Source organism: Sporosarcina ureae DSM 2281, assembly GCF_000425545.1.
Lineage (GTDB): Bacteria > Bacillota > Bacilli > Bacillales_A > Planococcaceae > Sporosarcina > Sporosarcina ureae.
In genome coordinates, this window is record NZ_AUDQ01000018.1 from 22,153 (window position 1) to 37,675 (window position 15,523).

The following is a 15,523-nucleotide window of genomic DNA, read 5'->3' on the forward strand; positions in this document are numbered from 1 at the left end:
GGTGAATAGTATGAACTTTGATGTACAAGCAGTTCCATCGCCTAGTTATGTCGTTGATGAAAAATTGCTAATTGCTAACTTAGAAAAACTGAAATACGTTATAGATCAAACAGGATGCAAGATCTTACTTGCCCAAAAAGGATTTTCGTTGTTTGAAGTCTATCCGTTGATCGGACAGTATTTGCATGGTGTTACTTCAAGTGGTTTATTTGAAGCGCGCCTTGGCTTTGAAGAGATGGGGAAAGAAGTACACACGTATGCACCTGCTTTTCACGAAGACGAGTTTGAGGAGATCCTTCGCTACTCTGATCATTTGGTATTCAATTCATTTGCGCAGTGGAGACAGTTTAAGAGCCGAGTTCAGGAGCAGGAAAAATCCATCGAGTGCGGAATCCGGATAAACCCTGAGTACTCGGAGATTGAAGTCGACATGTATAACCCTTGTTTCGCCTATTCACGATTCGGTGTTACGTTGGAAAATTTCGAAGCTGATGAACTAGAGGGTATTCATGGATTACATTTCCATACGATGTGTGAGCAAAACTCTGATACGTTGTGGAGGACGATCCAAATCATCGATGAAGAGTTCGGGCCCTATTTACAGAAGATGAAATGGATCAACTTTGGCGGCGGTCATCATATTACACGTCCTGATTATGATCTCAAAACCTTGATCCGATCCATTCGATTCATGCAGCATAAATATCAACTTGATGTGTACCTGGAGCCAGGCGAGGCAGTCGCACTCAATACAGGATTCCTCGTTGCCACAGTGCTCGATATAATGCATAACGGCATGCCAATTGCCATTCTCGATACCTCAGCTTCCTGCCATATGCCGGACGTTCTGGAGATGCCTTATCGTCCTGAGATTGTCGGAGCAGGTATACCTGGTGAAAAAGCCCATACTTATCGGTTAGGCGGGCCAACTTGTCTTGCGGGTGATGTTATTGGTGATTATTCATTCGACCAGCCATTAAAACCTGGCGACCGCCTAGTTTTTTGCGATATGGCGCATTATTCGATGGTGAAGAATAATACTTTTAACGGAGTCAATCTGCCGTCTATCGTCCTCCATACTGCGAATAATGAAATCAACGTCGTAAAACAATTTGATTATAAAGATTTTAAGCAACGACTATCATGATAAAAAACCGATTCGCTAATTTGAGCGAATCGGTTTTTTAAAACTTATAATAAGAAGAATCCAATACCCATAATTAAATAGGCTGAGAACAGCACAAGCCCTTCAAACCAGTTTGACTCCCCGTCATTACATATATTGACGACTAGTAATGTGGCGGTAATCATCGCGATCAACTCTGGCCAAGTGAATACAAGTGGCATTGCGGTAGGCATCATTAACGAAATAAGTACAAGCACCGGTGCTACAAACATCGCTATTTGTAATGTGGATCCAATCGCAATCTCCACCGATACATCCATTTTGTTCTTCATCGCCATCGTAATTGCAGATGAATGCTCCGCCGCGTTACCAACGATTGCGACGATGATGACACCAATAAACAGTTCTGACCAACCAAACTTCTCACCTAATGTACCAAACGTATGCACTAACTTCTCAGATACAAAAGCGACCGCTACTGTTGAAATCATTAGTACTAATATGGATTTCTTTTTACTCCACTCCGGGACTTCATCCGTCTCATGAACTTCAGAACCGAATACGCCTCGGTGTGTGAACAATTTAAATACTAGACCTGCTAAGTAAATTAGGATGAGTATGATCGAAATACCGACACTCAGATTCAGTCCAGTTCTAGTATCCATCGTCATCGAGAAGACTTCCGGAATCACAAATGCCACGACAATCGCAAAAATTAATAATGCGGAATTAAATCGCGCGTCGAAAATATTGAAATTCTGTCTTTTATGCTTCAGGCCACCTGCGAAAAACGATAAACCCAGTACCAATAATAAGTTACCTAAAACAGAACCTGTTAACGAAGCCAGTACGATTGCAATTAATCCGGCTTTTAACGTAAATATAGAAATAATAAGTTCTACCGCATTACCGAATGTTGCATTTAGTAAACCACCAATTCGTGGTCCACTGACAATCGCTAAACTTTCTGTGGCTCTTCCGATGAATCCGGCAAGCGCAATAATACTGTAACAACATATCGCAAACATCCATAAATCTGACCAGTTCAACAATGACGCTATAAATACTAAAGGCACGCCTGTAAACGCCATGATAGCAAATACTTTCTTCAGTGTCTCCACCTCTTTTCATAATCAATTTGTTATAATCCTTCCCTAATTCCAGTGCAAATAAACTAGTTAACAATTGGTTGATCATCAGAATGTAGACGAATGAATGAATCAATCTGCCTGTAAGTAAATTATCACCTATTACTAATCAAAAAAAGATAGAGAGGAGTCTGTAAATAAGACTCTTCTCTATCAACAATAATACTAGGATTATTTATACAAAATGAATAGCTTAACTCTTCATTTTCGGATCTAATGCATCACGTAATCCGTCACCCATTAAGTTAAAGCCTAATACAGTCAGCATAATGGCAAGTCCAGGAAAAATCATTGTCCACGGAGCATTTTGCAAGTAATCCTTGGAATCAGCTAACATCTTTCCCCACTCAGGGTATGGAGCTTCTGCCCCTAATCCTAAAAATCCGAGTGCTGCTGCTTCGAGAATAGCTGTAGCAATCGCCAATGTGCCTTGTACGATGACAGGGGCCATTGAGTTAGGTAAAATATGCGAAAACAGAATCCGGAAGTCTTTCATACCAATTGCCTTTGCCGCTGTAATATATTCATCCTCTTTTATACTCAACACTTTAGATCGGATCAATCGTCCAAAGTTCGGTACGTTAATGATTGCAATAGCAATCAACGCGTTACGTAAACTTGGTCCCAATACAGATACAATTGCAATTGCCAATAAAATAGATGGAAAAGCAAGCATAATATCGAATATCCTTGAGATAATGGTATCGATCCACCGACCATAATAACCCGCAATGATACCAAGGAAACTTCCCACTACAATTGAACCAACTACCGAGAAGAATCCAACAGATAACGAAATACGCGCACCATGAATAATGCGTGAGAAAATATCACGGCCGAAGTCATCCGTTCCAAACCAATACTCCGAAGAAGGAGGTTGCAGTCGATCTGTCATTAATTGTTCGTTGATGCCTTCTTTTGTGACAAGAGGACCGAATAGCGCAAGCAGGATAAAGAATATCACAATGACTGCGCCTACGACCGCCACTTTACTTTTACGAAAACCTACCCAAGCTTCCCGCCAAGGTCCTGTTGTCTTTTCTAATTCTGCTTCTACTACTCCGTCTACTTTAGGCGTAAATTCTGACATGAACTGTTCCTCCTTCCTCAATCATACTTAATCCTCGGATCGATCAATCCATATAGTAAATCGACGATCAGATTAATCATGACGAAGATAAATGCCACGATGAGAATGCCTGATTGAATAACAGGATAGTCTCTAAAGTTAATTGCATCATAGATGTAGCGTCCAATTCCAGGCCAAGCAAAGATTGTTTCCGTTAGAATCGCTCCACCAAGTAGTAAGCCAATCTGCAGACCAATAATTGTCAACACAGGAATAATCGCATTTTTCAACGCGTGCTTATATACTACCCAGAACATTTTCTGACCCTTTGCTCGTGCTGTACGAATATAGTCCGAACGCATCACTTCCAGCATACTCGAACGCGTCATTCGGGCGATAATGGCCATCGGAATGGTGGCAAGCGCTAGTCCAGGTAAGATCAAATGTTTAATTACTACCCATAATTGATCAAACCTCCCCTGGATGAGCGTATCAATTATGTATAAGTTGGTGATGGCGGATACAGGATCACGGACATTTTCACGTCCCGTTGTTGGTAACCATTGCAATTCAATTGCGAATGCCCACTGCCCCATTAATCCTAACCAGAAAATAGGCATGGAGACACCGACCAGCGCCAATACCATTGCTGAATAATCAAACCATGAGTTTTGGAACCAGGCAGAAATAATACCCGCATTAATTCCTACAACGACCGCGATAATCATCGCAAATAATGCCAATTCCAATGTAGCTGCTAAATAAGGCCAAATTTCGTCCGCCACAGGAAGTCGCGTACGCATGGATTCACCTAAATCCCCTTTTAAAATACCACCAAGATAACTGAAGTATTGTGTATACCATGGTTGATCAAGACCTAGCTTGATCGTCAAGGCTTCCACCGCTTCTTTTGTTGCTTGTTGTCCTAAAATTACTTGCGCTGGATTACCAGGAATTGCACGAATCAACATGAAAACTAAAAATGTCATACCAAGCAGGACAGGAATTAGCTGTAAAAGCCTCTTAATCGTATAGTTGAACAACTCTTTCACCCCTCCGGCTCTTATCATTAATTAATCAAAGAAAGGGAGAATGCTCGCTTCTCCCTCTTCTTCCATCATGTAATTAACCTATTACTTATTTGAATTCTACATTCGACAACAAATCAGAACCAGTAGGATGTGGAACGAAACCAGTTAGTTCTTTCGCTCCGCCTAACAATGGAATGGAATGTGCAAGTGGTACCCAAGGTGCTTCTTCGTGAAGAATTTCCTGAGCTTGCTTATACAACTCAATACGCTTGTCTTCGTCTACTTCCGTTTGTGCTTCCAGGAATAGCTTATGTGTTTCGTCGTTCTTAAAGTACGTGTAGTTATTGCTTCCGATATTGTCTTCATCTAACAATACGTATAGGAAGTTGTCTGCGTCACCGTTATCGCCAGTCCAACCTAGCATGAATGCATCTGCTTCTCCCTTGCTTGCTTTATCGAGGTAAGTTGCCCACTCATAAGAAACGATTTTCGCTTTAATACCCACATCAGCCAAGTTACTTTGAATCGCTTCCGCTACTTTCGTACCGTCTGGCATATATGGACGTGGAACCGGCATTGCCCAAAGTTCCATTTCAAATCCGTCTTCGAGACCTGCTTCTTTCAATAGTTCTTTCGCTTTTTCAGGATCGTATGCATACGCTTCTACCTCATCGTTATAACCTGAAATCGATGAAGGCATAGCATTTTTCGCCACTTCCGCGCGCCCTTCAAAGAATGAATCGATGATTGACTGTTTATCGATAGCATAATTCATTGCTTGACGTACTTCTTTTTTATCAAACGGCTCACGAGTGACCGTTAAACCAAGGTATCCGACGTTCATAGAAGGACGTTCGAACAATTGCAATGCATCGTTATCTTCAATCTTTGCTCCATCAGCTGGATTGATTCCATCCGCCAAATCAATTTCTCCAGAAAGTAAAGCGTTCAAACGAGCAGAGTTATCAGGAATTGCTTGGAAAATGACGCGATCCAATTTTGGTAACCCCTCTTGCCAGTATTCTTCGTTCTTTTCAATTGTAATTGTTTCATTAGGCTTCCACTCTACAAACTTGAATGGACCTGTTCCTACTGGGTTACGCTCATATTCATCATCGCCCTTTTCAAAAGCTTCAGGACTAGAAATAGCGAACATACTCATCGCAAGATTTTTCAAGAATGGCGCTTGTGGACGCTTCAATGTGATAATCACTGTGGATTCTCCATCTGCTTTAACAGATTCAATTACGTGATCTTCATCGTCTTTAAATCCACCGAACATAGAGTTATAGTATGGGAAAGTATCTGCATCTCCATTAGCCCAACGCTCGAAGTTCTTTACAACAGCTTCTGCATTAAAATCAGTGCCATCATGGAATTTCACACCTTCTTCCAATTGGAATGTATACGTCAATCCGTCTTCACTTGTGTCATACTCTTTAGCAAGTCCAGGTTGAACCGTCGTATCCTGCTCCCCAAAATTTAATAATGTTTCGAATAAATTCGCCGTTACTTTAAATGTTTCCCCTTCTGTTACACGGGATGGGTCAAGAGATGTTGAATCTCCACCTCGTCCGAATACTAATGTCTTGTTTTCACTGCCGCCTTTATCCGCAGCGTCTTTGTCCTTGTCACCATTGCCTTCTTTATCATCGCCGCCTGAACAAGCTGCCAGAGCAGTCGATAAGACAAGAAGCATGATCAACGCAAACGACCACAGTTTCCCTTTTCTCATACAGATCCCTCCAATTGTTTTTTTCTTTCTATATCATCGTTGCCTTCCACAGTATAAAGATGGCAAGCAACAGAATGACCAGTTTTCTCCTCTGCTAATACAGGGGTTATTTTCGTGCAGACATCCATTTTGAAAGGACAGCGAGTGTGGAATGCACAACCGCTTGGCGGATTCGCCGGACTTGGCATATCCCCTTCAATAATGATTTGTTCCTTTTTATAATTGGGATCTGGTACAGGTACCGCAGACAATAACGCCTGTGTGTAAGGATGCAATGGATTTGCGTAAAGCTCTTCACTTTCTGTAATCTCCACAATTTTCCCCAAGTACATTACTGCTACGCGATCACTGATATGGCGAACAACACCGAGATCATGTGCAATGAAGATATACGTCAAGTGGAATTCTTTTTGTAAATCCTGCATTAAGTTCAATACTTGCGCCTGAATAGATACGTCAAGCGCAGACACTGGCTCATCTGCAATAATCAACTTGGGGTTCGTCATCAATGCACGGGCTATACCAATTCGCTGACGCTGCCCCCCACTGAATTGGTGAGGATAACGTTTTGCGTGATATTCACTCAAACCGACAATCTTTAGAAACTCTACGACTTTTTTGCGACGATCCTTTGCACTGCCACCACCATGAACAATCAATGGCTCTTCTAAAATCTTGCCGATTGTATGACGAGGATTCAATGAAGCATAGGGATCTTGGAAGACCATTTGGATATCTCGACGAACTGATCGGATTTCAGTAGCAGAGAGCTTCGTCAAATCTTTCCCCTGGAATTCCACGACGCCCTCTGTAGGTTCTAGCAATTGCATAATTGTCCGTCCTGTCGTCGATTTCCCGCAACCACTTTCTCCTACGATTCCAAGCGTCTCTCCTTCATTTACATGAAAGGTAATATCATCGATCGCTTTGATATGACCGACTGTTTTACCAATCAGCCCTTTGCGAATCGGAAAGTATTTTTTCAACCCTTCAACTTCTAGTAGTGGTTTGTTCATTTGCACTCGTCACTCCTTGTTGTTCGTCATATAAGAAGCATCTAGTTTGATGGTTTTCGGAGTTTCGGTACAATTCTGGTGTTTCTACCCTGCATCTCGAGAAAGCGCTTTCACATCTCGCGGCGAATCTACAGCCCTGTTCAATAGAGCCGGGTTTTGGTACATTACCTGGAATCGAATAGAGACGATCTTTTTTATTCCGCATATCAGGAACGGACTGAATCAATCCTCGTGTGTAAGGATGACAAGGATTTTCAAATATTACTTTGGTTGGTGCTTCTTCAATAACTTGGCCTGAATACATAACCACAACGCGTTCACAAGTTTCAGCCACTACTCCTAAATCATGTGTAATGAGTAAAATCGCTGTATTCATACGCTCATTCAACTCACGCATCAACTTGAGGATTTGTGCTTGAATAGTTACATCAAGTGCCGTTGTAGGTTCATCTGCAATGAGTACTTTCGGATCGCATACAAGCGCCATTGCAATCATGACACGCTGTCGCATACCACCGGATAACTGGTGAGGATATTCTTTCATAATTTCTTCAGAGCGAGGTAGTCCGACTAATTTCAACATTTCAGTTGCTCGTTCCTTAATTTGCTTTTTTGACCACTTTTTCTGATGAAGAGAAATGGCTTCAGACATCTGATTGCCTATTGTAAAGAGCGGGTTCAATGAAGTCATAGGCTCCTGAAAAATCATCGCGACATCATTCCCACGAATCTCTCTCATTTCCTTCTCCGTTTTCTTCAGGAGATCTTGACCTTCAAACAGGATTTCACCGCCAGTGATTTTTCCAGGCGGACTTGGCACTAACTGCATGATAGACAAAGAGGTTACACTCTTTCCGCAGCCTGACTCTCCAACAATCCCCAAGACTTCGCCTTCTCTCACATAAAAGTCCACATGATCTACTGCTGGAATTTCTCCTGAATCCGTGAAAAAGGTCGTTTGCAAATCTTTTACTTCAAGTAATTTCTTTCTTTCGTTCATTTGCTCACCTTTTTCTTTTTCTGAAATAACTAATTAATCATTATTATACTTTTATTCTGACTAAACGCAAGACGCTTTTTTAATAAAGTAATATATTAAGAGAATTTTGTTGAAAACAAAAGAAGTGCAATAGGTAATGTCTTACCTACGCACTTCTTAATTAACTATAATTGTTTGAATATTATATTTATTATTCAAACTGTATAATTACCTTCCTGACCAAATGATTTTTCCTTCTACAAAGTCTGGAACTCCTAAGCCTAATAACTCATATACACTCGGGGCAATATCTGTCATCGTTATTCTTTCGCTCATTTCGCCCGGTGGAATCATAGGGCCCGATGCGTATAAAATCGGCCGTAATGTTGAACGCTCAGGATTTCCACCATGACTCCCCAATTCCTGCGTTGGTTCAACAGCAATTTTTGCATCTTTCCCCATTATAAACCCTGGAGCAGCGGATAAAAACACGTCCCCGCTATTATTATTATTTAAAGCAGCATATCCCTCTTGATCCTCTGTCCAAACAGTCTCGTATGGATACACTTCAGACTGCTTCTCGCTAGATAAGACAGACAAGCTTGGATACATATATACTTTATTAAATTTCTCATTTTTACTAGTAAGCCAACGTAAAATAGGATGTGCTACTTTTTTGGGATTTTGGGAAAGTGCAGTAAAAACGGTCTTATCTTTAAAGATTGATACGATTTCCTTCTTCACTTGTTCATATTCTTCTTCTTTCACAATTCCTTTTTTCTCTCTGCCCTTCAAATTTACATAAACATGGGCAATCGTTCCACTCGCTTCTGCATAAGCTTTCGTTTTAGATGCATCTATATTTCCTTCTTGATCTTTTACAAGTAGTCCTGCCTTTTCCAATTCTTTATTCGGAGAAAGCCTTGTATGAATTGGTTCCAATCCATGATCCGAAACAATTAATACGTGATCATCGGGATTCTGATTGTTTTTAATTCGACCGATTGCACGATCTGCTTGGCCAAATGCCCAGCTCACATATTCTTCTTTTTCCAATACATTTGCTAATTGATATCCAGGTTGAGCAGGTTCTCTTAATAAAAATTCATGTAGTTCATTGTCTACTACAGAATAATAGTAAAATAATAGGTCAGGCCGATAGTTCTCTTTAATATAAAAACTAACATCCGTCACCCAGTTTGAGAATCGTTCGCCCACTTGCTCATATTCTTCTCTTGTAATATCTCCATTTTTAAACGCCTCTATTTCATCAGCTGCTGGGTAAAATCCAAATTCAGATTGAATTTCTTCTGCGAATTTTCCGGGTCCTCTATATAGCCCGCCCATAACAGTACCTTGAAACAACTGAAGTTCTTCGTTGTTCTCAGGACTTCTCTTTAATTTCACATAAAACCCTGCACTATCAAAATTATGTAAGTTCAGCGCGACAGCAATCCAATTATTTGGCGATACTTCTTCTCCCATATCTTTTCTATCCATAGATATATAATATTTCGGTTCTTTTCCATCTGTTCGCAAAATGTATAATTGTTTAGCTGGTGATTTTTTTATATCCAATGAAATAACTGCCTCTTCTACTTTTACTGATCCTGCATTTATTTGTTCAACGCGTTCATCATCTACTACTGAAAACTTCAAGTTATGAAGTTTCGAATCTGCCAAGGTCCCACCCGAATAGACAGCGTAAGTAGCAGCAGATGCGTTTTCAGGATTGGAGTCCGGAAAGGAGACGGTCGCTGTGATCTTCCCTTGATTTCTTGCCTCTTTCCATATAGGCGTAGCACCTAACGTCTGTGCAAAGCCACTCTGATCATCTTTCACTTTCTCTCCTAATGAATGAAAATGATTACTGACAATACCTGTCTTTGAAGGTCCAGCACCCGTAGACATTGCTGCATGTGATGGTGCAGTCAATGATGGTGTAATTGTAACAAAATCTGTGGCGTAGGCTGCCTGTTGCTGAAACTTCTCTAAATTTGGCATGATTCCTTTGCCTATGTAACGTTGTGCATCCTCATACCCCAAGCCGTCAAATGACACGACGCTAATTGTGCCTGTTGTTTCAGTAGCTTTACTAGATGAATGGTTAGTAGTGATGGTCATACTACATAAAATACTAATCATTATGAACATACTTATAGGCTTGAACATATTGACATCCCTCGCTTTATAGAACTATTCCCTTCATGAAAACAAGGTAAACTTGCTAACTATAAATTCGTGATAAGTTTCTTACTCACTATGACTTTCAGGCAGAATATTACTAATTCTTTAGTTTTATTTATTATTTATTTTTCATAAAACCCTTGCGTTTTTTTCATTTCTTTATTAATGTTGCCTTAAGGAAACATTATTTCCTTAAGGAAACTTTCTTTAAAGTTTCTCATAGTTTCTTTGGAGGTGAAAATTTGAAGCCATTTGTTCTTCCTGATTTGCCTTATGCAGTAGACGGTCTTGAACCGTATATCGATGCACGGACATTGGAAATCCACCATGGCAAACATCATCAGACGTACGTCAATAACTTGAATGCGGCATTGGATAACCATGAAGAGTTACAATCTCAATCTCTTGAAACCATATTGACTGATCTCAGTCAGGTACCTGAGGAGATTCGCACTGCCGTCCAAAACAACGGCGGTGGACATTACTGTCACAGCTTATTCTGGGAATCCATGACGCCAAAAAGTAAAGGGGAACCATCCGCAGACATTAAAAGAGAAATCGAAAAGTATTTTAATACATTCGATAATTTCCAAGATGTCTTGTCAAAAGCGGCAGTCAGTCGCTTTGGTAGTGGGTACGGTTGGTTAGTACTTTCTGACGGCGAATTAGAAGTCATGAGCACGCCAAACCAGGATACACCATTGAAAGACGGAAAAATTCCATTACTAGTCATTGATGTATGGGAACACGCTTACTATTTGTCATACCAGAACCGCCGCCCCGAATTTGTACAAAATTGGTGGCACACTGTGGACTGGGACATGGTGAATGAGCGTTTCATTCAAGCTGCTAAAACAGCAGCAACTTAATTTTTCTTTTTTCCTTATCTCCAGTTTTACCCTACATTCCAAAATTAGGGCTGCCGATCCGCGGAAACGGGTCAGGCAGCCCGCCTTTTTATTTTCACTAAAAAATCCCCCGCCACGTGTATACTGTGCGGAAGATTTTCACGAATTTATGTTTGAGACACTAACTTTTCTACTGGACTACCTTCAAGCCAAGCCAAACTTTTGTGGAACAACTCATCTTCAAATGAATAACTAGAAAATGTATGATCTGATTTGACGATGTACTGTTCAAGCACTTGCTTAGTATCTATTCGTTTATTGAATGAATTTGCGTATCGGACTGCATGTTCTTTCGGGATTTGTTCGTCTGCCTCTGCATGAATAATATGAGCGGGCCCTGTAAATGAGCGAACCGCTTCAATAGGCTGATGCTTTTTCAAATCTTTCAAGAACGTTTGGCTAATCATAAACCCATGGTAGTCATGACTGCCCCTTCTAGCAATTTCATGAACCGCTTTCGGCCCAAGAATCCCAGTAATATCTTCGTATGGCGTACCTACCGGCGACCAGAGAATTAATTGTTTAATACGGGTATCGCTTGCCGCCGTAAGTGATGCAATAGCTCCACCCATACTATGCCCAACCATCGTAATGCGTCGTTGATCTATTCCTCGAATGGAGAATAAATAAGCTACGACATCCTGCACTTCCTTCAATTGATTCGTTACTGTTACACCAGCATAATCTCCATCACTTTCACCACAACCGCTAAAATCAAAGCGGAATACCCCATATCCACGCTCAGTAAAATAACGTGCAGCTTTAACAAACAGACGGTGTTCTCCTACTTTACTGCCTACGAACCCATGAATAAATATTAGTAATGGTATTGCTTCTTTTCTATATTCAGGCAGATGAAGCGCACCAGATAAATTATGTTCCCCAGAACGAATTGTAATCATTTTTTGCATTTCTTCCCCACTCCAGTCAAAATATATTATTCCAACATGTTTAATAGGTATTATACAATTTAGAAAGATCTAAGTCAAATCAATCCATTGGTAACCTTTATTCTTACATAGAAAAAAAGACTCCCATATAAAAGAGTCTTAAAAAGATGAAAGCTACTTATTTAGTTATTATGGTTTCCGTTCCCACATGAAGAGTATTTATCGTTTTAGACTGCATTGAAGGTAAAAAGCGAAATAGTAACTCCAATTACAGTTGGTTAAGTTTTGATTTTTAAAAATACTACATAGGATTTTGTCCTTCACTCACTAAATCTAGAAACGTTACTAATTGATCTTCGTTACAGGCGGCGACTCCGGGAATCAGCTCACCGCGGGCTCTCCTGTCCGCCTGGAACGCAGATCAACAGTGCTATTCCCCTCTGTATACCTGCCTTACTTCACTATCCCGAGCGTATTCAAGAACACCACAATAATAGTCAGTGGCACTACCCATTTCATTAAAAAGTGCCAGAGCGAATAAAAGCCTATGGATTGCGTATTATACTGTGTAAATTCATCACGCACCAACACTTCGTCCATCTTGCGGACAATGAACAACGCAATTAGCAAACATCCTGCTGGAAGCAAAATATTACTGACTAGATAATCTGTCGCATCAAAAACACTCTTATTGAATATCAGCAATCCTGACAATGTACTAGAAGACAATGCAGAAGGAATTGCGGCAATGAATACAACTGCACCAATCAACCAAGTCACAGACTTTCGCGTCCGCTTGCCGCTCGCTGTCATCGCTGCCACAATGATCTCATACAAACTAAACGAAGACGTCAATGTCGCAAACAAGAACAATATCAAGAATAACGCCAGGAATACTTGCCCGAGCGGGAGTTGTGAAAAGACTGCTGGTAACACCATAAATAGTAATTCAGGTCCCGCAGCCGGTTCTTGCCCGAACGCGAAGACCGCTGGGAAAATAGCTAAACCTGCTAGTAATGAAACAAATAAATTCATCCCCACTACGGAACTTGCAGATGAAGTCAAACTAACGTCTTTCTTTAGGTATGAACTGTACGTTACCATACAAGAAAATCCGACAGCCAATGAAAAGAAAGACTGTCCAAGTGCATACAACACCGATTCTCTTGTAATACTTGAGAAATCAGGCTTCAAGAAGAACGACACACCTTCCATTGCACCAGGCAACGTCAATGATCGAACGACTAAAATAATAAAAAACACAAATAATAAAGGCATCATATATTTATTCGCTTTTTCAATACCGTTCTGCACACCAGAAGATACGACTAATATGTTAATAATCGTAAATAGAAACAGACCGATTAACGTCGTTATTGGCGAACCGACAATTGAACCAAATTGTTCCGAATAGGAAGCACCTTCACTAATGATTTTGCCACCAATAGACAATCCGCTATATACGAATACCCAACCACCCACTACACTATAGAAGGATAGTAATAGAAAACAGCCTGCTACACCGAGCTTGCCAATCCATGGCCATGCACTAGCCGGCGCCAACTTCTTGTAAGCACTGATTGCTTCTCTACCGGAACCACGTCCAATAATAAATTCAGAAACCAACATTGGCAATCCGATCAAAATTGTAAATACGACGAATAGTAGGAAAAACGCGCCACCGCCACTCATTCCTGTAACATACGGGAATTTCCAGATTGCTCCAAGGCCTATTGCTGCACCTGCTGAAGACATAATAAACCCAAGCTTCGAAGACCATTGTTCTTTACGTTGTTCCATTTTCTCACCCATTTCCTTTTACTTCTGCTTATTACAGTTATACTGTACTGCACCATTAGAAACAATAGCATATTTGTATACTTTATAGTTAAGCACGACAAAAAAGACGTACCAGAGTAAAAATACTCCATTCGGTTACGTCTTTTTCTTCTCGACAATATATGCTAAAGTTTGCTGTCTAGTTCGTACTCTTATTCTGTTGCGCTCTAGCTTCTCCGCCCTTACGTCCGATATTCTCATAAAATTGTTTATCGTGCTTCTCGGAAGTAGCTTTTCCGCCTTTACGTCCAATTTCTTTATAAAATTCACTACTATGCTTTTGAGCTGTGGCTTCCCCACCTTTGCGACCAATCTGTTCATAGAACTCTTTATCGTGCTTTTTAGCGGTTGCTTGACCGCCTTTACGCCCCGCTTCTTCCAGAGACATTTTCTTCTCTTGTTCTGTAGTATGTTGGTTAGCCATATACATTCCTCCTCCTCGTGTTCGATTTACCAAGCTTAATGAATATATTCCCAATCCACTACATGCTAAACACAAGGCGAGTTAAATAACCTTAACTCGATTGAAAGACTTACGAAATAGAATTCACTTCCCATTTACCTGTATTAGCCAAATGCTTTATCTATATTCATGTATAACTTCTCATTTTTGAACCAACTTACTTATGAAGGTACTTACAGAAGGGAGAATGACCAATGGGAAGAGATGAACATAGTAAAGGAAGTAATTCAGCTGGCTCATTACCACAAACGCCAAAGAATCAAACGATTGCCGCACGCGATATGCATGAAGAGATCGCGAAAGAATTTGCTGAATTGCGTAAAGCTCCCAAACAAAAAAAGCGTAAGTCATAAGTGAAAAAAGACCAGGGAAAATTCCCTTGGTCTTTTTCAATCATTTTCGAGTAGGCGCTTGTTCATCTATGAGTTTCTCTAGACGCTCGTCCCATTCTTCTGTTAATGTATTCCACACTCTAGTGAAATAGTTGTTTTCCGCACGATTGTAAACATAGAACTCCACACAAGGAATAAGTTGATTATCAAGCGTTCGGGGGGTCTCTATTTTATCCATAACCTTTTGTAGTGGACCTTCTGCAGCTTCTGCTCCAGTAGCAAGTAGTGTTGCCCGCAATTGTTCATCATCTAATCGTTGCGCGCTTCTGGTGAATTTCCTTGCTAATCTAAACTCTTTAACTTTTGCTGTGAAGATTTTTTCAGGTTGTTCACATAAAATCGAATCGTGGCAAGCACTGTAATAAAACTTTTTTTCTGCTTTTTCAGGTGGATGTTCGTAAACACCCGATTGTAATTGCCTTACTCCAATGCTAGTCAATTCAAAACTTTCTTTACGTAACTCGATCATTTGTGCCGCTTCCATCTTATTAAACAAATCCTCTATAAACAGTGGTTCAACAGCTAGAAATTCTGCAATTATTTTTGATTCAGATACATCTAGCTTTTGAACTGTAAGTAAAATCATTTTCATTAGTATATCCATTGTCGTGCGCTTAATAGTTGTGAAGGGTATATTAATGAGTTCGACCGGCAATCCCCAGCTGTCTGATTGTTGTATTTGGATATCCGGCTGTTGTTCGAGTTCTCGTTGCAACCTTTTCCGAAGCGAATCCATCTAC

The 15,523-nt window shown here is 40.5% G+C and carries 14 protein-coding genes; 3 read left to right on the forward strand and 11 right to left on the reverse strand.

The features are described 5' to 3' along the window. Positions 1-10: 10 nt before the first annotated feature. On the forward strand, positions 11-1,147 hold the full coding sequence (nspC, locus tag H605_RS0114675; RefSeq protein ID WP_029054917.1) for a carboxynorspermidine decarboxylase: 1,137 nt from the start codon (positions 11-13) through the stop codon (positions 1,145-1,147). Between the two features lie 44 nt (positions 1,148-1,191). Here the strand turns inward: nspC and cax are convergent, their stop codons facing one another. The 7 genes from cax to H605_RS0114710 form a co-directional block, all read right to left on the reverse strand. Beyond that, a complete protein-coding gene (gene cax, locus H605_RS0114680) occupies positions 1,192-2,238 on the reverse strand; it encodes a calcium/proton exchanger (protein ID WP_029054918.1) in 1,047 nt (348 codons plus the stop codon). A gap of 229 nt (positions 2,239-2,467) precedes the next feature. Then, a complete protein-coding gene (gene nikC, locus H605_RS0114685) occupies positions 2,468-3,364 on the reverse strand; it encodes a nickel transporter permease (protein ID WP_029054919.1) in 897 nt (298 codons plus the stop codon). A gap of 17 nt (positions 3,365-3,381) precedes the next feature. Next, the gene (locus H605_RS0114690) at positions 3,382-4,413 is read right to left on the reverse strand and encodes an ABC transporter permease (protein ID WP_369823713.1); all 1,032 of its coding nucleotides are present in this window, start codon (positions 4,411-4,413) and stop codon (positions 3,382-3,384) included. 67 nt (positions 4,414-4,480) lie between these two features. Further along, positions 4,481-6,109 (reverse strand): ABC transporter substrate-binding protein, encoded by a 1,629-nt coding sequence (locus H605_RS0114695; protein ID WP_029054921.1) that lies wholly within the window; start codon positions 6,107-6,109, stop codon positions 4,481-4,483. Beyond that, on the reverse strand, positions 6,106-7,125 hold the full coding sequence (locus H605_RS0114700; RefSeq protein WP_029054922.1) for an ABC transporter ATP-binding protein: 1,020 nt from the start codon (positions 7,123-7,125) through the stop codon (positions 6,106-6,108). Before H605_RS0114700 ends, H605_RS0114695 begins: the two co-directional genes overlap by 4 nt. Next, positions 7,100-8,125 carry an ABC transporter ATP-binding protein gene (locus tag H605_RS0114705; protein ID WP_029054923.1) on the reverse strand — a complete coding sequence of 342 codons (1,026 nt, stop codon included), beginning with the start codon at positions 8,123-8,125 and terminating at the stop codon, positions 7,100-7,102. Before H605_RS0114705 ends, H605_RS0114700 begins: the two co-directional genes overlap by 26 nt. 207 nt (positions 8,126-8,332) lie before the next feature. Beyond that, complete coding sequence (locus tag H605_RS0114710) at positions 8,333-10,258, reverse strand: alkaline phosphatase family protein (protein WP_211225434.1); 1,926 nt, start codon at positions 10,256-10,258, stop codon at positions 8,333-8,335. A gap of 275 nt (positions 10,259-10,533) precedes the next feature. Between H605_RS0114710 and H605_RS0114715 the strand changes: the two genes are divergently transcribed. After that, positions 10,534-11,160 carry a superoxide dismutase gene (locus tag H605_RS0114715; protein WP_029054925.1) on the forward strand — a complete coding sequence of 209 codons (627 nt, stop codon included), beginning with the start codon at positions 10,534-10,536 and terminating at the stop codon, positions 11,158-11,160. Between the two features lie 146 nt (positions 11,161-11,306). Here the strand turns inward: H605_RS0114715 and H605_RS18040 are convergent, their stop codons facing one another. The 3 genes from H605_RS18040 to H605_RS18045 form a co-directional block, all read right to left on the reverse strand. Further along, entirely contained in the window at positions 11,307-12,110 is an 804-nt protein-coding gene (locus tag H605_RS18040) for an alpha/beta hydrolase family protein (RefSeq protein WP_051210616.1), read from the reverse strand. Positions 12,111-12,542: 432 nt separating this feature from the next. Further along, positions 12,543-13,889, reverse strand: a complete 1,347-nt coding sequence (locus H605_RS0114725) for a sodium-dependent transporter (protein ID WP_029054926.1) — start codon at positions 13,887-13,889, stop codon at positions 12,543-12,545. Positions 13,890-14,067: 178 nt separating this feature from the next. Beyond that, positions 14,068-14,352, reverse strand: coding sequence for a KGG domain-containing protein (locus tag H605_RS18045; RefSeq protein WP_037562187.1), 285 nt, complete (start codon positions 14,350-14,352; stop codon positions 14,068-14,070). Between the two features lie 233 nt (positions 14,353-14,585). On the opposite strand from H605_RS18045, the gene H605_RS19150 reads away from it, so the two are divergent. Then, positions 14,586-14,744, forward strand: a complete 159-nt coding sequence (locus H605_RS19150) for a hypothetical protein (protein WP_169535196.1) — start codon at positions 14,586-14,588, stop codon at positions 14,742-14,744. A 40-nt stretch (positions 14,745-14,784) separates the two neighbouring features. On the opposite strand, the gene H605_RS0114740 is transcribed toward H605_RS19150, so the two are convergent. Then, positions 14,785-15,519: a hypothetical protein gene (locus tag H605_RS0114740; RefSeq protein WP_029054927.1), complete on the reverse strand. Its 735-nt coding sequence runs from the start codon at positions 15,517-15,519 to the stop codon at positions 14,785-14,787. Between the last annotated feature and the right edge of the window lie 4 nt (positions 15,520-15,523).